Origin of the sequence: Dolichospermum flos-aquae CCAP 1403/13F (assembly GCF_012516395.1) — a bacterium.
Lineage (GTDB): Bacteria > Cyanobacteriota > Cyanobacteriia > Cyanobacteriales > Nostocaceae > Dolichospermum > Dolichospermum lemmermannii.
Window position 1 is genome coordinate 4442335 of record NZ_CP051206.1, and the last position, 19219, is coordinate 4461553.

Consider the following 19219-nt stretch of genomic DNA (forward strand, 5'->3'; position numbering starts at 1 on the left):
ATTTAATTATAATAGGTTACTTACATAGTAGTTAAAGGTTCTATTGATTATGACTTTAGCAATGGATAGAAATACGCAGAAGGAGGAATTTAGTTATGCGTATATTCGAGCAGTTAGTTCAGTGGCAGGGTTGTCAGTTACCAAGCCAGAAAGACCTATGGATAATGCTGGAGTAGATATAACTATTACAGTACCAGGAGAACTAGGTGAAGTATTATTTCCTAAATTTGATGCTCAGGTAAAATGTACTTCTTCAGAAGCTATTATTGAGGAAGATTTCATTAAATTTCCCTTACCAGTCAAAAATTACAATAGACTGCGCCATGAAAATCCTATATCTCCTCAAATTTTAATCGTTGTATTAGTTCCTAATGATATTACTGGGTGGCTTAATATTTCTGAAAATGAAACATTACTAAAAAAATGTGGATACTGGCTTTCACTTAAAGGAAAATCAAAAACTAGCAATACAACTACAATTACGGTAGATATACCTCGTAAAAATATCCTAACTCCATCATCCATAACATCAATAATGGAAAAAATAGCAAAGAAAGAGGATTTATGAACTCATCTATATCATACTTAAATATATTAGAATATATAGATCCAATTACTGTTATTGAATATCTTGAAACTAATAATTGGATCGAGGAAGAAAGAATTGATACTAGAGCTATGATTTTAGCACAAAGAAAAAATAATAGGAACTTCTCAATTTTATTACCTCTAGATCCAGAAATACCTGATTTTTCTGATCGTATGTATGAAGTTTTTAAAACTCTAGAATTTTTTGAGCAAAGACCAATATCAGAAATAGTTAATGCTGTTATAAGTGTTAAGCAAATCGCTATAGAGAAGCAAAGAGAAATCTTGACCTTAAAATTTAAGTTCATAGACGAAATTAGTAGAAGGCAAGTTCCAGCTAAAAAGTTAGGTGGTGTTTTAACATCTATTCAAGAATTGTTTGATGCTGTTGGTCAATCTGAATCAGGTAAAATTTCAGATACTGGAAAGATTCAAAAAGAAATTCTTGAAAGAACAGAGCTATCTTTATTTGAGACTTTTCAAGGTTCTTTTGGTATGAAATTAGCTTTAGCTCCACATCCACAACAGTTAAATTTCCTAGAAAGTCCACTAGCTGAAAAAGTTACTGAAAGTTTTATCAGACTTATTAATCTTAGCAATAATCCTGATAAAGCAATATTGAAAGAATATTTACTCAAGCTTAGGAAAAGATCAGCATCTAGATATCGCAAATTTTTACAGTCGTTACTAAATTCAAACGCAAACTTTTACTTTGATTGGGGTTCAGTCAATCCTGAAAAGGGAGGTAAGGCAGTATTGAGTTTTGACAATGTAATTAATACTATAGAATTTATCAATAAAATGGAGGTTGAAGCTCCAGAAGAATATACAGTAAATGGAAAGCTGATTGCTGCTAATGAAAATACAAAGAAATTGGAAATAATAGATTTTGAAGATAATAAAGTATATATAGGCAAAGCTACTGATTATGTAATGAACAAAAAAGATATAGAGTTAACTATAGGAAGATTATACACTACAACTATTCAAGAAGTATCTTCTATCAATCCTGCAACTGGAGAGGAGAAAACTGAATATACAATTATTAACTTGTCATATCTCGATCAATAATTGATATTCAATATAATTTAACTATTATAAATACTTAATAATTTATCGCTCTATCTTCTCTTCTTCCTTCGTGTTCTTTGCGTCTTCGTGGTTTGTTAAAAAAGGATATTGGGGAAAAGTGCGATTCTTTGCGTCTTTGCTCCTTTGCGACTTTGCGCGAAACTCTCTGTGTCCTCTGTGTCTGGAGTGGTTCGTTAAAAAAGGATGTTGGGGGGTTGAGGGGGTGCGATAGCGAAGCGCGACCTAGGAATCGCTGTATATGAAGATACTATTTCTATAAACTATTCCATTCTTCTAAAGTTATTTCCCGTTCTAAAATAACCTCTACTTCTCGAATCATCATTCGCAGTTGAGGTATAGAATACTCATCATTAGAAGGAATAGTGAGACGATTTTGAGCATAAACCATAAATTGGTGTCTTGTACCGGAAAAAGCACCCTCAAAACCTAACCTTCTTAACTTGCTAATAAAGTCTCGACGTTTACACGGTATCCAACGGCTCAAGAATCGGCTCCTGATTAAGATTAATATTATCAATTACTGGTAAGCTATGTCCAAGTTTTAAACCTAGTAAAATCCAATCTTCTAAAGTCGAGCGTAATTCATTTTGGCACTCACGTAAACTAGCACCAAAAGCAACAACACCTTGACAAACAGGAATTTTACCGAAAAATGTACCATCTTCCAACTTGTCATATATGGCTTGAGAAACTGCTCCCTCAACATAATCACTAAGAATAAATGCTGTAGTCATGGAAACCTATACTTTATTCTATTGATAAATTATATATTACAAAAATGCTGCATCAAAATTACTGTCAGCAATATAAGCAAACTGTTCATCAAGGTCAACACTAGCCTTTGGTCTAATTACAATTCGTCTAGTCATTGCTATTACTTGCGGAGTCTCTCAAGAAGCTGAGTGCGTTTTTGTTGCCACCACTCATCCGTAATTTCAATCGCTTCACCACTATCTAAGCCTTCTAATAGCAATGTTTCTATTCGGGATTGTGCCACTTTTTCTAAATCTTGACGAATCAAATGTCGAATATATTCGCTTGTGGTACTGTAGCCACATTTTGCAACCTGTTCATTGATAAAGTCCCGCATGGAATCGGGAAGAGAAATATTTACTGTAGTCATAGCTAATAAGTCTTTATATTTCTGATTCTTTAATTATGGCAAATATTGTCAATTTTTGTCAAATGTTTTGTAGGGATGTGGGTGCGTAAGCGTTGCGCTGCTGCAAGCAGTTCGCTGTTTGGGAAGTTGAGGAGGTGCGTAAGCGTTGCGCTGCTGCAAGCAGTTCGCTCTTCCAATATGATTAAACAATACTACGTGGATCAACAACTACAATATCCGAAAAACGCTTAAAATCATCAACATTAAATGTTAATATGTTAATAAATGTGTAATATTATGAACTACCATAGCCGCAGCTAAACGTGCATCATGCACCTGTTTTCCCATCACTTGATATTTAATCACCAGAGATTCCCACTTAGTAAAAATTTGTGGTGTATCCAATTCCAATATAAATATCTTTTTAAGTTTTTCGCTTTCTTCTTCAGCTTGAGTGATAGATAAACCTAATCCATTTTTATCAAGAGGTCTTGTAGCAACAGCCCAAAATTCAATTATATTTTGTGGAATAATACATAAAAATTCACCTTGCTTTTTGAGCTTCAAAATTGCCCTTTGAGTATCAAGGTGTATGGGACTATTTTTTTGTACCAAACGCAGTAAAATATTAGTATCTACCAGATATTTCATAACATTTCATCTTCTCTGGTATAAATACTATCTCGACTAATAGCCGCATCTGAAAGTGGTGGTGCTAGAGTAAAAGCAGGACTATTGATTAAATTCATTAGTGCTGTTTCCCAATCTTCCTCTGTTGTTACTTGAGAAAAAGATTTTTCATCTTGATTTTTCAAACTATCTTCAATCAAAGATTCAAGATAAGATTCAATTGATAAACCTTGTTTAGTAGCTTGGGTAATCAGACGAGCTTCTATTTCTGGTTTCAATTGTAGCTGTATAGTTTTATATTGTTTCATATTCTTCGATGCTAGTTAATTAATATCAAGTAAAACTTATGATTAACTTGATATATTAAAAGTATATCAGATTTAAACACCGAAGGTATCGCTTTTGGGGAGTTCAGGGGATGCGATAACGAAATTAATCTAAATCTTCTTCAGTTAAACCAGCATCTTTCAAAATACTTTTCAGTGTACCCATAGGTAGATCACGATTTCCATGAACAGGTATAGAAAGAATCACACTCATATCTTCCTTAACATAGATATGATGACTACCTGTAATCCTTTTTAGATTCCATCCATAGCGTTCCACAATCTTACACAGAGATTTACCAGAAACGGATTTCATAAAGATAACTCAATTAACTGTTTTTCTGGTTCAACTTCTTCTTGCTGACTAGCAACTTCTAACCAACCTTGAACAGCATCTTTCAACATTTCTAATAAATGTTCATAACTTTCACCCCAGGTATGACACCCTGGTAAAGCTGGTACAGAACCACACCATACACCGTCTTCTTCCCAAATAATTGCTTTTATTTTCATAGTCAATTCCTTGAACTAAGGATATTTTACCGCAGGGGGAGTCAGACGTATCAGTTTAATGAAGATGAATAATCGCTATTTGGGGGGTTGAAGGGATGCGATCGCTTTTGGGAAGTTGAGGGGATGCTATCGCTATTTGGGGGGTTGAAGGGATGCGATCGCTGTTTGGGGAGTTGAGGGGATGCGATCGCTGTTTGGGGGGTTGAAGGGTGCGATCGCTGTTTGGGGAGTTGAGGGAGTGCGATAGCGAAGCGCTGCTGCAAGCAGTTCGCTGTTTCTCTGTGTTCTCTGTGTCTCTGTGGTTCGTTAAAAAAAGGTGTTTGGGGAGTTGAGGGAGTGCGATAGCGAAGCGCGACCTAGGAATCGCTATAACATTTAAGCAGTAGCGAATGCAGTATATTTCCTTTCTTCAGGAGGATGAAAAGCTAAAACAATATCAAGATTAGAAATACCTAACTTCATTAACTCATTAGCTATTCCTTCCTCAGTCCAATCTTCTTCAATCCAAATTTTATCATTTTTAATTCTGATATTAACTTGGATATTATTTGTTCTTTTTTTGCCATACCAACCCAAAAACCCCCAAATATATAGGGCTACTATTTGATTTTTGAACAAGCTGTAAACCGTAAACCCCATCGAATCAACGATTGAGTCTCAGTATAATGAACAACAATCAAACCGGATTCCTATAGTGATGATTATTATCATCAAAAATCAAACAACTTTCATCAGTTAAATTTGCCGCACCAGAAACCCAATTATGATATTCTGCGAGAACTTGTTTAATTGCTATTTGATATTGCTCTAGTTTATCCATTGTAATATCTCCTCCTTTTCGACATTAACTACAATCATCAAAATTTGATTTAATTCGACAATCTCTTTGATTGAATCTCTAGTAAAAAAGTTTTCGTATGTACTTTCTTTAATAGCCAAATAAATTATATATTCTGGTTCTGTGAGGTTAATTAAATTACGATATAAAATATATTGCCCTAAAGCTAGTTCAAAATCTCTCATGGGAGAAGGACTAAGAAAACTCTTGAGCGAATTTCACCCCGTTTATAAGTTAAATTACCCTCTGGCATTAATACCATCTGCAGCTACATTATCCCAATCAGAAATCTCATTTTGATATTCTAAATCTTTGGCATCTTTTTGGAGAGCAGCTATTATTTCTGCTTCTAAAATTTTGCGTCTTTGTTCTGCTAATAGTGCATTGATATAGCCACTACGATTACCTTTTGCTTGTTGATCAATAAATCTCAGAATGTCTTCTTCTAAAGTAATTGTGACTTTCATCATTATGTATGACTCATTCATCTTACCAATTAATCATACCACTTTTTTGACATTGCGTGAGGTAAAAAGAGATTTTGAGGGGTTGAGATCGCTGTTTGGGAGTTGAAGGGTGCGTAAGCGTTGCGCGACCTAGGAATCGCTGTTTGGGGGGTTGAAGGAGTGCGTAAGCGTTGCGCGACCTAGGAATCGCTGTTTGGGGATTTGAAAGGATGCGATAGCGAAATTAATCTAAATCTTCCTCAGTCAAACCAGCATCTTTCAAAATACTTCTGAGTGTACCAGTAGGTAAATCACGATTACCATGAACAGGTATAGAAAGAATCACACTCATACCTTCCTTAACATAGATATGATGACTACCTGTAATCCTTTTTAGATTCCATCCATAGCGTTCCACAATCTTACACAGAGATTTACCAGAAACGGATTTCATAAAGATAACTCAATTAACTGTTTTTCTGGTTCAACTTCTTCTTGCTGACTAGCAACTTCTAACCAACCTTGAACAGCATCTTTCAACATTTCTAATAAATGTTCATAACTTTCACCCCAGGTATGACATCCTGGTAAAGCTGGTACAGAACCACACCAGACACCGTCTTCTTCCCAAATAATTGCTTTTATTTTCATAGCCAATTCCTTGAACTAAGGATATTTTACCGCAGAGGCAGTCAGATGTACCAGTTTAATAAAGATGAATAATCGCTTTTGGGGAGTTGAGGGAGTGCGTAAGCGTTGCGCGACCTAGGAATCGCTATTTGGGGAGTTGAAGGGATGCGATCGCTCCACTATTGCTCAAAAACTTAAATTTTGTACAATTTGCAAGAAACAGACAAATAATCTATAATGTTATGTAATCCTATAAATTTTGTGAGACGCTATGTCTGTCATCAGTGCAAGTGAAGCGCGTGCTAATTTTCCTGATATTATGAACCGTGCAGAATATCGTGGAGAAAGAATTTTAATTCAGCGTCATGGTAAAGCTGCGGTAGCGATAATTAGCATTGAAGATTTAAAACTATTAGAAGCAATAGAAGATGCAATAGATTCGGCTAAATTGCGACGTGCAGTAGAAGAAAACGAAGGATTTACCACCATAGAAGAAATAATAGCTAAATATCCCAATGAGTGAACGTTATACATTGAGGATTGCGAAAACTGCGGAAAAAGATTTATTAGACTTACAACCAAAACAATATAAACAAGTTGTATCAAAAATTCTCTCCCTTCAAGGTAATCCTCGTCCTCAAGACTATGCAGCTTTAAAAGGTTATCAAGGTGGTTATCGTATTGATCAAGGTGAATATAGAATTTTGTACACCATTGATGATAATAATAAATTAGTTGATGTTTTTCGGGTTGGTAAACGTAATGATGATGAAGTTTATAAAAATTTGTAACTTCGTTTAGTTACCTGTTAGCAAAGTTTACCAAAGGTATCGCTATTTGGGGAGTTTAAGAGGGTGTTTGAAAAGTTTTGAATGTATAGACTGACCCCTCTCCAAACCTCTCCCCTGCAAGGGGAGAGGCTTTAAAACCCCCATTCCCTTGCAGGGAAGGGGGGTAGGGGGGTTAGGTTTTTGGAGATTACTGGTTTGATATAATACTTTTCAAACAACCTCTAAGGGGTGCGATACCGTTCGCATTGCGTCCCGGAGGGAACTAGCGCGACCTAGGAATCGCTGTTTGGGAAGTTAAGGGGATGCGATCTCAAGTTGACAGAGAAAGACTTAATATACTAAACACGGGTGAGATTTAAACTTTTGCCAAATGACAAAGAACCCAGATGTGTAGGGGTTTAGCACTGCTAAACCCCTACGTTTAGAATCAAACAATCAAGCCGTTTTGAGTATACCACAGCTAATGCTTGAGAAATAAGCAGTTTGTTCTAACCACAAATTATGATCTTGTGCATAAAAATTACTGCTTTTAGTAACAGATTGATAGATCATAATCTTCTTCTGATTTGATTGATTTGTACAGGTAAGGTTTGCCATTAACTACTAAATTAACTTCCTGATCGAAATAGCATCACAATTGTTAATAATCCATATTAATTCATAATATCATTTTGAACTATCAGACAAGCACGGATTTTTTGTGCTTCTGCTCCCACAATTGAATCAAAATTTACCTACACCTAATGAAACGAATAAAAACGAGTTGCAGGTCTAAAGGTAGATTCGTTCCCTAATTTAGGCTAGACTAGCAGCGCAACTCCTTCAATTCGGGGAAAACAATTACCTATTTACTTCATCCCACAATTAAAATTGAGAAATTCGTGTCAATTGTCTCTACTTGCGTTATCATGGCGATGGCAAGCCTAGAAACCTTGTAAACTGGATATTGCCACCACTGTTCAGCGTAAATAGCGGTTAGTAGTAGTGATTACCGGACAAAACCGAATTCCCAAGCAACTTACTCTTGTTAGTTATGGTATAGTGGAAAAGTTGGAACTAGCTTTGCCAAACTATAATTGCTCTACGCGCAGGTAATAATTGCAACCGGAAAGCTGTTTTGATCAAGAATTTACACACAAAAATCTGAAATACACCGAGTTTATGATTCAGCAAGTAATTCACCCAATGGTGAAATTGCAGCGCAACGTGCAATCACTCGTAGAATCCAATATTATCAAACCCAATGATAGGATTTGGAAAATTGCCTTACTCTATGGCGATGAATGGCAACATTGGAAACAAGAATTGCTAGACTTTGGATTTAGCACTCAAGATCCAATTGGTGATTTATTAGCAGTAGAAAAGTGGGACGACGATTAAACATCTAAATTAGATCAGCTATATCTAGTTATAGCTTGACCGTAAATACGCCTACCTCTACCTATAACAAGGATGGTACTTAATCCTTGTTTTTATGGTAGGTGTAATTCCGCCGAGATTCTCTTATAGATTTAGCACAATAGTGATCTGGGATTCAGTATCTTAACATAGCATTTTTATCAAGGTAGGTAAATTATGGTTCAAACCTTACCTAAAACCCAGTTAGTAACCTTTGAGGAGTTTATTAAATGGAAACCAGAAGGCGGATTTTATGAACTGCATGACGGGGAAATTATTCAGATGAATCCGCCATTAGGAAAACACGAAAGCAGAACTGGATTTTTAACTATAGAATTAGCTATAGAGTGCCGCCGCTTAAATCTTCCCTATTTTATTCCCAAACAGGCATTAGTTAAACCGCAAACAAGGCAATCAGCCTATTGTCCAGATGTTTTGTTGATAAATCCCACAAACCTAGTCAATGAAGCCCTGTGGGAAAAAACAGCAACGGTAACTCAAGGTGATTCTGTACCATTAATCATCGAAGTAGTGAGTAGCAATTGGCGAGTTGATTACTATAGAAAATATAGTGATTATGAAGAAATGGGAATTAAAGAATACTGGATTGTTGATTATCAACCTTTTGCTGCTGGTAAATTCGTTGGTGAACCAAAACAACCTACCATATCAGTTTGTTCTCTAATTGGTGATGAGTATGAAATTAACCAATTTAGAAACAATGAGCCAATAATTTCCCAGATTTTTCCTGAATTGAACTTAACCGCTCACCAGATTTTGCTAACTGCTGACTGATCTTAATGCTTGAGCCAAATCCTTTGCAGTATGATAGCGATCGCGTGGTAAAGGTTCTGTCACACACTCAATTACCTGTCTTAATTGATCAGTGATTGTGGGAATACCTTTAACCTCAAAGCGAAAATTCCGTCCCCTTTGCCGATAAAATTTTAAAGGATTTTCCCCGGTTAATAAAAAAATTAACGTCGGACCAATAGCATATAAATCAGATTGGGTAAGAGGTTGTCCCCGTTCCTGTTCAGGAGCGCAAAAGCCTTCAGCACCGATTCTGGTCCCTGGTTTTGTGCCAATTTCCTTAACAGCACCAAAATCCAACACCACAATACTATTATTGCCACTCCGCACCATCAAATTAGCCGGCTTAATATCCCGGTGAATTAGTGGTGTTTGTTGGTGATGAAGATAATCTAGAATATCACAAGTTTGTACCATCCAAGCGATCGCCTGTTTCGGAGTTACAGGACCAGTTAAGCGAATTCGTTTGTCTAAATCTTGTCCATGAATTAACTCCATAGCCAAGTATTTTTTACCATCTTCCACAAAAAAGTCATAATATTTGGGAACTCCTGCATGATTAAGATGCTTGAGAATACTAGCTTCTCGCATGAATAACTCTTGAGCCTTGGGAATTTTCACCATATCAGCATTCATCTGTTTGATTACCAGTAATTGTGGTACACCAGTAATTTCACCAACACTATCCCAAGCTAAATAGGTAGTACCCATGCCACCCTTGCCAATAGTGCGTAATACCTGATAATGACGAATAGTCTTTTGTACCAAAATTGGTTGACCACAGTGAACACAAAAGACATTCTGGGGATGATTCCCCTCATGAGTACAACCAGTGCTGGAGTATTCTGGGGTTATCTTCTGACTAATTTCCCCATCTCCTGACGGTGAAGGTTGGATAAGTAGAGAAGATAATTCCTGAATCTGTACCTTGAGTAGAGGACCACCTTGAGCTAATAGCAGTAAAGAATTATCAGGAACGATACATTTAGTCACCAAAGAGCCATTGAGGAAAGTGCCATTAGTCCCGTGACTAATTAATTCCCAATCATCTCCTCCGGCATTAGTAACTAATTTCAGTTCTAAATGATACCGAGAAACTAAATTTTCAGCCAAAATAACGTGATTATCTACCGCCCGACCGATGCGAACGACGGTAGAACCCTCAAAGCACCACTGTTTAAGCGGTGTTTGTGTGCTTTTTTCTAATAGGGTCAGAGTAATCACAATACAACCTAAAATTTAAGATCAAAAAACTAATTTTATAAGCAACTTTGCTGAGATGGGCGGACTTTCACCCGTACCAGTATAGCTGTAATATTATCATGACCGTTATGTTCATTGCCCAATTCAATTAAATTTTGAATACCCGTTTCTAAGTTACTAGCAGAACTTAATAAGGGTTGAAGATGAGTTTGCCAATGAGTTTCTAGACAGTCATTATCTGATAAACCATCTGATACCAATACCAGAAGCATATCTTCATTGATCTCAAAGAACGTCACATCAGGATGGAGAGAATCTTCATTGCGTGGACCCAGAGCTTGGGTAAGTTGGTAAGCATCTGCACGTCCATAAGCGACACTCGGTTCTATCCCCCTAGCAATTTCTCGTTGACCAACTTCATGATCTACAGTTATTTGTTCTAGTCCTTGCTTGCGGGTCAGGCAATAAACACGACTATCTCCCACATGAGCAATTGCGGCCTGATTATCCTGAAGTAACAGCATGACCAAAGTAGTACCCATGCGACCAATACCGGAACGGGCTTCTTTTTGATTAAGCTCATAAATAGCTTGATTAGCTAAATAAACCGCATGACGGATACATTCCCTCCGAGGTAATTCTGTATTTACCCAGGTTTCTTGGAAGTATTTACGGATAGTCTTCACCGCTAATTCACTGGCTACTTCACCTCCAGCATGACCACCCATACCATCACAAAGAATATATAAACCCTGTGCTGTAATCGTGCTATTTCTTGGTAATTCTACCTTGTGAACCTGACTATCAACACAAAAATAGTCTTCATTGTGATTGCGTTGACGACCAACATCAGTAGATGCTGCATATTCCAAGCTACTTAGCTGCATGGATAGCACCACAGTTGGGGCATCATCAGTCTTGGTTTCCGTTTCATCACCTAGTTGCAAAATAGTTGAAGAAGCATTGAGTTTTTCCTGAGTAAATATTTCTGCTGTTTTTTCTAACTCCGATAGCGTTCGCGGAGCGTTCTGGAGGGAACTAGCTCTGCTACAAGCAGTTCGCAATTGTGTCAGAGTTTGAATATTCCCAGATTCTATATCCTCTAATATCTCTACCACACAGCCAAATTGAGTGCATTGGGATTCTCTAAACAAAATTTGCCACATCTGACCCAAACTTTTAATAGTTAAGAGCTTCTCATTATCAGGATATAACTTTTGTAATACCAAAGCTTGGTCTTCATCTAACCGCAAATTCGATAACTCCAACAAACTTTGGCGACAATTCACAGCTTCGAGTAACTCCCAAAGTTGAGTCATCTGATCAAACCAATGTAAAATTTCCACCGGGCTGATTGTGTCTTTTTGCCAAACATCAAGCAACATAGGATAATTGGATCTATCTGCCAACAAGACTATTTGCAGATGATCTTGCTGCCAAGCATCATGAATTTTGGGTATTCCTGGGTGCATCTTCATCTGCAATTCTAGATAAGCTGGCGCTAGATCCGGAATTGTCGTTGTATCGATCTTAGTTTCATGCTGAAGCATGGCCCCAATCAGTGATATTTCGTAAGGTTGGCAATCTAGAACCTTGACTTCTCTATAATCCCCAATCACTTGTGGAGATTCTAATAAGCGATAACGCTGCTGAGAATCTAAATAAGAATCTAAAACAAATTTGGAAAACGGACTAGAATCACCACTCTCTTCCGCTATATTTTCTAAATTTTGGGTGAATTCCGCAGTTTTTGCCATAACAGAAACTACCTGATCTACTGCGTGAGTAATGAGCGCGTACCAAACTGTGCTAGATTCTGCACCACATTTATAACAATACTGTGCATCTAAAGCTATATCGGCACTGCATTCAGAGCAGATTTTATGAGCTAAGGATGTACCACAGCTTTGACAAAACTTATTACTATCAGGGTTTTCAAATTTACACTGGGGGCAAATCAGCATAGTGGGAGTTCCTTGATTTTCCTGCTAAGGTGCTTTCAGTCTCTCTAGCCACGAACATTCCAACGGGACAGAATTAAATGACTAAAATTATGTAACTTGAGAATTAAGTGGTATTGTTAACACTCTTTTGTATACTGGTATTACAGTCCCTTAATCTATCTTTCCGGTGAATGATTTAATCTTGTGACTTCTAAGGAAGTGAGTTCTCGCCATTGTCCTGGTGATAAATCATCTAATTGAATATTACCAATACTTATTCTGATTAACCGCAAAGTCGGAAAACCCACAGCAGCCGTCATGCGACGGACTTGGCGGTTTTTACCTTCAGTTAGGGTCATTTCTAGCCAAGCAGTGGGAATACTTTTGCGAAATCTAATCGGTGGAATGCGTTGGACTACGGATGGTTCTTCTAACAATAACCTAACTTGAGCAGGACGAGTCCGGTAATCTTGAATTTCTACCCCACTTTGTAGCTGATTAATTGCATTAATATCAGGAATAGGTTCCACCTGCGCCCAATAGGTACGTTGATGACAAAAACGCGGATGTGCTAGACGATGCTGTAACTGTCCATCATTTGTTAACAACAGCAACCCCTCACTATCCCAATCTAAACGCCCCACAGCATAGACATCGGGAACATCTATATACTCTTTCAGAGTGATATGTTTGGGACTTTCTTGGGTAAATTGGCTCAAAACCCCATAGGGCTTGTGAAAAATAATATACCGATTATTCATAAAATAGGTAGGGGCAACCCCCTGTGGTTGCCCAAAGTCAGGAAGAAGAACAAAGAATTAATAAACATCAATTATGACAATTAGCAAAATCAGCCGCAGATCCTTTTTATTCCTTGGTGGTGCAACCTTAGCACAAGGATTAACCTTAACATTACCTAGTTATGCCCAAACTGTACAGGTAAACAAAAGTCAAATTAATGGTATTCCTTTTTATCAAACCATAGTTGACCTCACAGATCCAAAAACCTTTATCACCATGGGTTTAGCCAAAAATGCCGCTTTTGCGAATACCATTCAAAAAACCAGTGGTGATGAAGAATTTAGTAAATTAGTGGCGCGTTATAAGGCTGCCGTAGTTGCTAACGGCACATTTTTTGCCAAAAATCCCCAAAAAACGGTTATGGGTAACATGGTAGCCGGGGGAAAATTTGTGAAATACAGTCGTTGGGAAAACTTTGGGACTACTTTGGGATTAGGAGTCGGTAATAAACCAGAAATGGTGACAGCCAGAATAGACGGCAAACCAGAATGGAATAAACATTGGTTTTCCCTAACTTGTGGACCAAGATTATTGCGACAAGGGGAAATCCGGTTAAACCCCAGGATTGAAGGTTTTAAAGATCCTGCTGTTTTAGGTAATAGCGCCCGAACAGCAATTGGTTTTACCCAGGACGGCACAAAACTGATTTTAGCCAATTTTGAAATCAACCTCACTTTACAACAAGAAGCGGAGGCAATGAAAGCGATTGGTTGTTATGAAGCTATGAATTTAGATGGTGGAGCATCTAGAGCCTTAGCCAACAAGACTAATATTATAGTTCCTGCCGGTAGACCTTTGACTAATGTAATTGTCATTTATGATGTCACCAATCCTGCCCCAACGGCCTTGCAACAGGCATGGCTGAAGTTTCAACAAGGGGAACGTCCTGCTTCGTAAATAATTGACAATTACCAAGCCCCTTATTACGGAGTAAGGGGTATCATTTTTAATTTTTAATTCTTAATTTTTAATTCCCGACAGGGTTTGACGGCAAATACGACTATAAAGTTACGGTTCACCCCAATTCCTGAAAGTATTAATTACCATACATTAGTCAATGTGAAAGCACATAAATCCATGAACCCACTAGACATAATTTATAAAATTCACCGTTCCCTTAACGGTTCGGTAAACCACCCTTCATGGAATACCACTGAGTTTATGTCAGTAACCCAGCCCTAAAGGGACTGAGCTTGCAAAAGTAATCAAGCAAGCTGTACTGACCAGTCTAAGTCTTCACTGACTACGTTTTTTGAGTCACGACACCGGGCGAATGCGTAGCTAGTTCCCTGCTCTGTCGCTTGTGATTAAACAGTTTCAAGGTCACTGAAACAGTGTTGCAAGCCTAACAAGCTCTTAAAACATTGACGAAGCTAACATTACCCCAGAAATGGGAGGCTCTTCGGAGCAATACGTTATGCGTACAGAGTTGGGAAATTTGAATCGGTTTGTTATTGACATTTAGTTAATGCAATTTTATATTCTCTCTGAGTTCATTTAGTAATTTTATACGGAGCAAACACCCAAAATGGCAAAGGTAGTTGGAATTGATTTAGGTACGACAAACTCCTGCGTGGCAGTAATGGAAGGTGGTAAACCCACCGTTATCGCTAATGCAGAAGGTTTTCGGACAACACCCTCAGTAGTTGCGTTTGCCAAAAATGGCGACAATTTAGTTGGTCAAATCGCTAAACGCCAAGCGGTAATGAACCCCGAAAATACTTTTTATTCTGTAAAACGCTTTATCGGTCGTCGTTTTGAAGAGATTACCAATGAAGCTACAGAAGTTTCTTATAAAGTTCTCAGTAGCGGCGGTAACGTTAAAGTAGATTCTCCCGGTGCTGGTAAACAATTTGCACCTGAAGAAATTTCTGCGAAGGTTCTTCGCAAATTAGTGGAAGATGCTAGTAAATACCTGGGTGAAACCGTTACCCAAGCTGTAATTACCGTTCCTGCTTACTTCAACGACTCCCAACGTCAAGCCACAAAAGACGCGGGAAAAATCGCTGGTATTGACGTTCTCCGCATTATCAACGAACCTACCGCTGCTTCCTTAGCTTATGGTTTTGATAAAAAGAGCAATGAAACTATCCTCGTATTTGACTTGGGTGGTGGTACTTTCGACGTATCTGTTCTGGAAGTAGGTGATGGTGTATTTGAAGTATTATCAACATCTGGGGATACTCACCTGGGTGGTGACGACTTTGATAAAAAAATCGTTGATTTCTTGGCGGAAAAGTTCAAAAAAGACGAAGGGATTGACCTGCGTAAAGACAAACAAGCTTTACAACGTCTGACTGAAGCCGCTGAAAAAGCCAAAATTGAACTTTCTAGCGTTAGCCAGGCAGAAATTAACCTGCCATTTATTACCGCTACCCAGGACGGACCAAAGCATTTAGATACAACTCTGACTCGCGCCACTTTTGAAGAACTCTGTTCTGATTTAATTGACCGTTGCCGCATTCCTGTGGAAGATGCGCTCAAAGGTGCGAAGTTAAATAAGACCAATATTGACGAAGTTGTTCTCGTTGGTGGTTCTACTCGGATTCCCGCTGTTCAAGATGTGGTTAAACGGGTGTTAGGTAAAGAACCTAACCAAACTGTTAACCCTGATGAAGTGGTAGCTGTTGGTGCTGCTATTCAAGCGGGTGTTTTAGCTGGTGATGTTACAGGTATCTTGTTGTTAGACGTAACACCATTATCCTTGGGTGTAGAAACCTTGGGTGGGGTAATGACTAAGATTATTCCTCGCAACACTACAATTCCTACCAAAAAATCAGAAGTGTTCTCTACTGCGGTGGACGGACAAGGTAATGTGGAAATTCACGTTCTCCAAGGTGAGAGAGAATTTGCCAATGATAATAAGAGTTTAGGAACTTTCCGTTTGGATGGTATTCCTCCTGCTCCCCGTGGTGTTCCCCAAATTGAAGTGACTTTTGATATTGACGCTAACGGTATTCTCAACGTTGCGGCTAAGGATAAGGGAACTGGTAAGGAACAATCTATTAGTATCACTGGTGCTTCTACTCTGGATAAGAATGATGTAGAACGCATGGTGAGAGAAGCTGAACAAAACGCTTCTTCTGATAAGGAACGTCGTGAGAAAATTGAACGCAAAAACCAAGCTGATTCTTTAGCTTATCAAGCTGAAAAGCAGTTGGAAGAGTTGGGTGATAAAGTCCCCGCTGCTGATAAGACTAAGGTTGAAGGTTTGGTCAAGGAAGTAAAAGAAGCAGTTGCGAAAGAAGATGATGCTCAAATCCAGAAGTTAATGCCAGAACTGCAACAAGCTCTGTTTGCTATTGGTAGCAATATCTATCAACAAGCTGGTGATGCTGCTGGCGCTGCTGGTGCTGAACCTCATGCTGGTGGTTCTACTCCTCCTTCTGGCAGTGGTGATGATGTCATTGATGCTGATTTCACTGAAAGCAAGTAGTTTCACAAAGGGCGGGGAATTCCTGCCCTTATTTGATTAATACCCACCTAGCGCAATCACTGGATGGGTATTTTTTATGGTAGTTAAATTATTTATGGCGAGAAAGTTCTTCCTTATCAATTTCATGATAACAAATTTAAAAGCAAATGTCAACCCTCTTGATCTCCATTTTTAGAGATTTTTCCACTCTTCTAAACTCGATTTAGCTTGATGAATTACAATAGTATACGGAAAATAAACTCCATCCATCTTGAAAACTTGAGTTTGCGCCATAGAAAAACTATAGGTTTCAACTTGGACGGGGTTTAGTTGTCAAATACTTGGCAAATAGAAAATCATCTGCTATATTGAACTCATACCCAAAAACCTAATCCCCTAATCCCCTGTCCCTACGGGGATGTAGAGACGTTCCTCGGAGCGTCTCTACTCTTTTGTGTTGATATTGCAGTAGAAATTGAAGAGAAAGGAAAAGATTCTTTCCTATATCTTCAGTCAGTTCCTAACTAATCAGCATTAAGAATTTTGGGAACTCGGAAAAAATCACCTTCCTGTTGAGGCGCACTGCTGAGGATTGCTTCTCTGTCAGGACAGGGTTGCAAAATATCTTCTCTAGTAATATTGCTAACATCAATAGCTCTGGTTGTCGGTATTACATTGGTGACATCCAGTTGATTGAGTTGTTCTATATAATCCAGAATACTACCCAGTTGAGTAGTAAATTGTGCTTCTTCATCTGCTGTTAATTCTAAACGAGCGAGATTAGCAACTTTACGAACTTGTTCACTATCAATCATAATTTGTCAGTTGTCAGTTGTCAGTTGTTAGTTGTTAGTTGTCAGGTAAAATTGTATAACCGACTAATGGCTAAGTTAAAAGAATATGTCAATTTGCGATCGCCCGGTGGTTTTGATCCAGTTTTGAGCTTCAATATAGTTATTGGGAGCCATGCGAATTGCTCTAATCCAATAATCTGCCGCTTGATCAAACAATGCCTCTCCACCGTCATGATCTCCGGTTTCCTTAGCCCTTTCACCTTGAAAATGATAAATCACCGCAATATTATTCAAGGCTTGGGGTAATTGTGGATTTAACTCAATGGCCTGATGATAATACTCTAAAGCCTTATCATGATCGCCGTTACTGGCATAAATTAAGCCCGTATTATAGAGAATATAACTCCGATCATTGGAGTCTTCTTCCATTTCTAAGGCTTCTTTATAGTAGTCTAGAGCTTCAGCGTATTCGCCTTCTGCCTGTGCGGACATCCCATCTCGGTAATAAACAAAGGCCTCTTTAGCTTTTTTGTTGGTTGGCAATATCTTGAGGATGATATCTGCCATCACGGTAAAGGATTTGTCAACAAAGTTATCGTTTTTCTGTGTTCTTGGCATATTTGTCTCTATGGTTTCTTCATTGCAGCATACCGCTAATTTAACTAATTTTTGGGGGTTTGAGTTATTGCAAATTAATATGAAGCTGCATGAAGTAAGATTTCCAGAATTATTTATCGCAGATAAACGCAGATAAACGCAGATGAATTCATGGATTTACAAGATCCCCGACTTCTTTAAGAAGTCGGGGATCTGAACTCTTACAATTTTGAATTGTTTTGTTTCCATTTCCGAAATGAAGGTAAATACTATTGTATAAACAAGTTAAGTTAACTATTGCACACAAGCCACACCCCAGCCGCGATGGTAAAAGAAATAGCAATTCGCACCACTGGACTAACGAAGCAATTTGAAAAACACATTGCTGTCAATGATGTTGACTTAGAAATCCAAGTGGGTGAAGTTTACGGATTAATTGGTCCCAATGGAGCGGGTAAAACCACCCTAATTCGGATGTTAGCTACTGCGGAAGAACCGACTACTGGTGAGATTTATATTAATGGAGATCGACTTCTGCGAGATCAAAGCAATCTCAAACTTAAACGTCGTCTTGGTTATTTACCTGATGACTACCCACTTTATGAAGATTTGACAGTTTGGGATTATTTAGATTATTTTGCCCGACTGTATCGCTTGCAAGGAAAGCACCGTACCCAACGTCTGCACGAAGTTTTAGAACTCATTCAACTGGGTAATAAACGTCATAGCATGATTTCTACCCTCTCACGGGGGATGAAACAGCGGTTAAGTTTAGCCCGCACCATTATCCATGAACCAATTTTACTGCTTTTAGATGAACCTGTTTCTGGACTTGATCCCATTGCGCGGATGCAGTTTCGGGAAATTATTAAAGCTTTGCAAGCAGCAGGAATGACAATTTTAATTTCTTCCCACGTTCTCAGCGATTTAGCCGAGTTATGTACATCTGTGGGAATTATGGAATTAGGTTTTTTGGTGGAAAGTTCTTCACTTAAACATCTTTATCAACGTCTTTCTCAACAGCAGATTTTTATCTCCACTTTGGGCAATATAGATATATTGGTGAGTGAACTAAAAAATCATCCTTTAGTGGAAGAATGGGAGGTAATACCGAGTAAAAATGGCGTGCGAGTGAATTTTTTAGGTAAACCAGAAGATTCTGCCGATTTATTGCGATCGCTTGTGAATGCAAAAATTCCCATAACAGAATTTCATTGTACCCAAGAAGACCTAGAAACTATTTTCCTCAAATTAGGTCATAAACAAGCATCATAGACAATTAAAAATTAAGAATTAAAA

Annotated in this window: 26 protein-coding genes and 2 pseudogenes; 9 read left to right on the forward strand and 19 right to left on the reverse strand. The window is 38.1% G+C overall.

Annotated features, from left to right (window positions below; translation table 11 throughout):
* Positions 1-49 precede the first annotated feature (49 nt).
* Both HGD76_RS21190 and HGD76_RS21195 read left to right on the forward strand, forming a co-directional pair.
* A complete protein-coding gene (locus HGD76_RS21190) occupies positions 50-568 on the forward strand; it encodes a DUF4365 domain-containing protein (protein ID WP_168696950.1) in 519 nt (172 codons plus the stop codon).
* Positions 565-1659, forward strand: coding sequence for a hypothetical protein (locus HGD76_RS21195; protein ID WP_168696951.1), 1095 nt, complete (start codon positions 565-567; stop codon positions 1657-1659). The genes HGD76_RS21190 and HGD76_RS21195 overlap by 4 nt, the downstream gene beginning before the upstream one ends.
* A 274-nt stretch (positions 1660-1933) precedes the next feature.
* On the opposite strand, the gene HGD76_RS21200 is transcribed toward HGD76_RS21195, so the two are convergent.
* From HGD76_RS21200 to HGD76_RS21265, 14 genes and pseudogenes are all read right to left on the reverse strand, one after another.
* The gene (locus HGD76_RS21200; protein WP_168358504.1) at positions 1934-2164 is read right to left on the reverse strand and encodes a type II toxin-antitoxin system HicA family toxin; all 231 of its coding nucleotides are present in this window, start codon (positions 2162-2164) and stop codon (positions 1934-1936) included.
* On the reverse strand, positions 2142-2414 hold the full coding sequence (locus HGD76_RS21205; protein ID WP_174782686.1) for a type II toxin-antitoxin system HicB family antitoxin: 273 nt from the start codon (positions 2412-2414) through the stop codon (positions 2142-2144). The genes HGD76_RS21200 and HGD76_RS21205 overlap by 23 nt, the downstream gene beginning before the upstream one ends.
* Positions 2415-2554: 140 nt before the next feature.
* On the reverse strand, positions 2555-2803 hold the full coding sequence (locus HGD76_RS21210) for a ribbon-helix-helix domain-containing protein (protein ID WP_027401323.1): 249 nt from the start codon (positions 2801-2803) through the stop codon (positions 2555-2557).
* A 249-nt stretch (positions 2804-3052) separates the two neighbouring features.
* A complete protein-coding gene (locus HGD76_RS21215; protein ID WP_233466948.1) occupies positions 3053-3433 on the reverse strand; it encodes a type II toxin-antitoxin system VapC family toxin in 381 nt (126 codons plus the stop codon).
* Positions 3430-3720, reverse strand: a complete 291-nt coding sequence (locus HGD76_RS21220) for a hypothetical protein (protein ID WP_168696952.1) — start codon at positions 3718-3720, stop codon at positions 3430-3432. Before HGD76_RS21220 ends, HGD76_RS21215 begins: the two co-directional genes overlap by 4 nt.
* Positions 3721-3844: 124 nt before the next feature.
* Positions 3845-4054: a type II toxin-antitoxin system HicA family toxin gene (locus HGD76_RS21225; RefSeq protein WP_168696953.1), complete on the reverse strand. Its 210-nt coding sequence runs from the start codon at positions 4052-4054 to the stop codon at positions 3845-3847.
* A complete protein-coding gene (locus HGD76_RS21230) occupies positions 4051-4251 on the reverse strand; it encodes a type II toxin-antitoxin system HicB family antitoxin (RefSeq protein WP_096569238.1) in 201 nt (66 codons plus the stop codon). Before HGD76_RS21230 ends, HGD76_RS21225 begins: the two co-directional genes overlap by 4 nt.
* 50 nt (positions 4252-4301) lie before the next feature.
* Positions 4302-4514, reverse strand: a complete 213-nt coding sequence (locus HGD76_RS21235; protein ID WP_168696954.1) for a hypothetical protein — start codon at positions 4512-4514, stop codon at positions 4302-4304.
* Positions 4515-4626: 112 nt separating this feature from the next.
* Positions 4627-4842 (reverse strand): annotated as a pseudogene (locus HGD76_RS21240) (element excision factor XisI family protein); the annotation flags it as partial.
* An 85-nt stretch (positions 4843-4927) separates the two neighbouring features.
* On the reverse strand, positions 4928-5071 hold the full coding sequence (locus tag HGD76_RS21245) for an element excision factor XisI family protein (RefSeq protein WP_233466949.1): 144 nt from the start codon (positions 5069-5071) through the stop codon (positions 4928-4930).
* Positions 5059-5289: pseudogene (locus HGD76_RS21250) on the reverse strand (element excision factor XisH family protein); the annotation flags it as partial. The gene HGD76_RS21245 and the pseudogene HGD76_RS21250, both read right to left, overlap by 13 nt.
* A 39-nt stretch (positions 5290-5328) precedes the next feature.
* Positions 5329-5559, reverse strand: coding sequence for a type II toxin-antitoxin system MazE family antitoxin (mazE, locus tag HGD76_RS21255; protein WP_168696955.1), 231 nt, complete (start codon positions 5557-5559; stop codon positions 5329-5331).
* 220 nt (positions 5560-5779) lie between these two features.
* The gene (locus tag HGD76_RS21260; protein ID WP_168536217.1) at positions 5780-5989 is read right to left on the reverse strand and encodes a type II toxin-antitoxin system HicA family toxin; all 210 of its coding nucleotides are present in this window, start codon (positions 5987-5989) and stop codon (positions 5780-5782) included.
* Positions 5986-6186, reverse strand: coding sequence for a type II toxin-antitoxin system HicB family antitoxin (locus HGD76_RS21265; RefSeq protein ID WP_096569238.1), 201 nt, complete (start codon positions 6184-6186; stop codon positions 5986-5988). The genes HGD76_RS21260 and HGD76_RS21265 overlap by 4 nt, the downstream gene beginning before the upstream one ends.
* A 250-nt stretch (positions 6187-6436) precedes the next feature.
* Here HGD76_RS21265 and HGD76_RS21270 point away from each other — a divergent pair, with 250 nt between their 5' ends.
* The 4 genes from HGD76_RS21270 to HGD76_RS21285 all read left to right on the forward strand — a co-directional run bounded on the left by HGD76_RS21270 (position 6437) and on the right by HGD76_RS21285 (position 9149).
* Complete coding sequence (locus HGD76_RS21270; protein ID WP_053538749.1) at positions 6437-6688, forward strand: type II toxin-antitoxin system Phd/YefM family antitoxin; 252 nt, start codon at positions 6437-6439, stop codon at positions 6686-6688.
* Positions 6681-6956: a type II toxin-antitoxin system RelE family toxin gene (locus tag HGD76_RS21275; RefSeq protein ID WP_168696956.1), complete on the forward strand. Its 276-nt coding sequence runs from the start codon at positions 6681-6683 to the stop codon at positions 6954-6956. The genes HGD76_RS21270 and HGD76_RS21275 overlap by 8 nt, the downstream gene beginning before the upstream one ends.
* A 1161-nt stretch (positions 6957-8117) precedes the next feature.
* Positions 8118-8336 carry a DUF4327 family protein gene (locus tag HGD76_RS21280; protein ID WP_015083416.1) on the forward strand — a complete coding sequence of 73 codons (219 nt, stop codon included), beginning with the start codon at positions 8118-8120 and terminating at the stop codon, positions 8334-8336.
* A 195-nt stretch (positions 8337-8531) separates the two neighbouring features.
* Entirely contained in the window at positions 8532-9149 is a 618-nt protein-coding gene (locus HGD76_RS21285; RefSeq protein WP_148764506.1) for a Uma2 family endonuclease, read from the forward strand.
* On the opposite strand, the gene HGD76_RS21290 is transcribed toward HGD76_RS21285, so the two are convergent.
* From HGD76_RS21290 to HGD76_RS21300, 3 genes are all read right to left on the reverse strand, one after another.
* Positions 9135-10391 carry a protein kinase domain-containing protein gene (locus tag HGD76_RS21290; protein ID WP_148764508.1) on the reverse strand — a complete coding sequence of 419 codons (1257 nt, stop codon included), beginning with the start codon at positions 10389-10391 and terminating at the stop codon, positions 9135-9137. The two genes, HGD76_RS21285 and HGD76_RS21290, sit on opposite strands and share 15 nt — an antisense overlap.
* Before the next feature lie 35 nt (positions 10392-10426).
* Positions 10427-12334 carry a serine/threonine phosphatase gene (locus HGD76_RS21295; protein WP_168696957.1) on the reverse strand — a complete coding sequence of 636 codons (1908 nt, stop codon included), beginning with the start codon at positions 12332-12334 and terminating at the stop codon, positions 10427-10429.
* Positions 12335-12489: 155 nt separating this feature from the next.
* A complete protein-coding gene (locus HGD76_RS21300; RefSeq protein WP_168696958.1) occupies positions 12490-13074 on the reverse strand; it encodes an rRNA large subunit pseudouridine synthase E in 585 nt (194 codons plus the stop codon).
* Positions 13075-13147: 73 nt separating this feature from the next.
* On the opposite strand from HGD76_RS21300, the gene HGD76_RS21305 reads away from it, so the two are divergent.
* Positions 13148-14011, forward strand: a complete 864-nt coding sequence (locus HGD76_RS21305) for a phosphodiester glycosidase family protein (protein ID WP_168696959.1) — start codon at positions 13148-13150, stop codon at positions 14009-14011.
* A gap of 631 nt (positions 14012-14642) precedes the next feature.
* Positions 14643-16550 carry a molecular chaperone DnaK gene (gene dnaK / locus HGD76_RS21310; RefSeq protein WP_168696960.1) on the forward strand — a complete coding sequence of 636 codons (1908 nt, stop codon included), beginning with the start codon at positions 14643-14645 and terminating at the stop codon, positions 16548-16550.
* Between the two features lie 503 nt (positions 16551-17053).
* Here the strand turns inward: dnaK and gatC are convergent.
* On the reverse strand, positions 17054-17344 hold the full coding sequence (gatC, locus tag HGD76_RS21315) for an Asp-tRNA(Asn)/Glu-tRNA(Gln) amidotransferase subunit GatC (RefSeq protein WP_015083410.1): 291 nt from the start codon (positions 17342-17344) through the stop codon (positions 17054-17056).
* Between the two features lie 75 nt (positions 17345-17419).
* Positions 17420-17941 (reverse strand): photosystem I assembly protein Ycf3, encoded by a 522-nt coding sequence (locus tag HGD76_RS21320; protein WP_168696961.1) that lies wholly within the window; start codon positions 17939-17941, stop codon positions 17420-17422.
* Between the two features lie 303 nt (positions 17942-18244).
* Here HGD76_RS21320 and HGD76_RS21325 point away from each other — a divergent pair, with 303 nt between their 5' ends.
* Complete coding sequence (locus HGD76_RS21325; RefSeq protein ID WP_168696962.1) at positions 18245-19195, forward strand: ABC transporter ATP-binding protein; 951 nt, start codon at positions 18245-18247, stop codon at positions 19193-19195.
* The last annotated feature ends 24 nt before the right edge of the window (positions 19196-19219 follow it).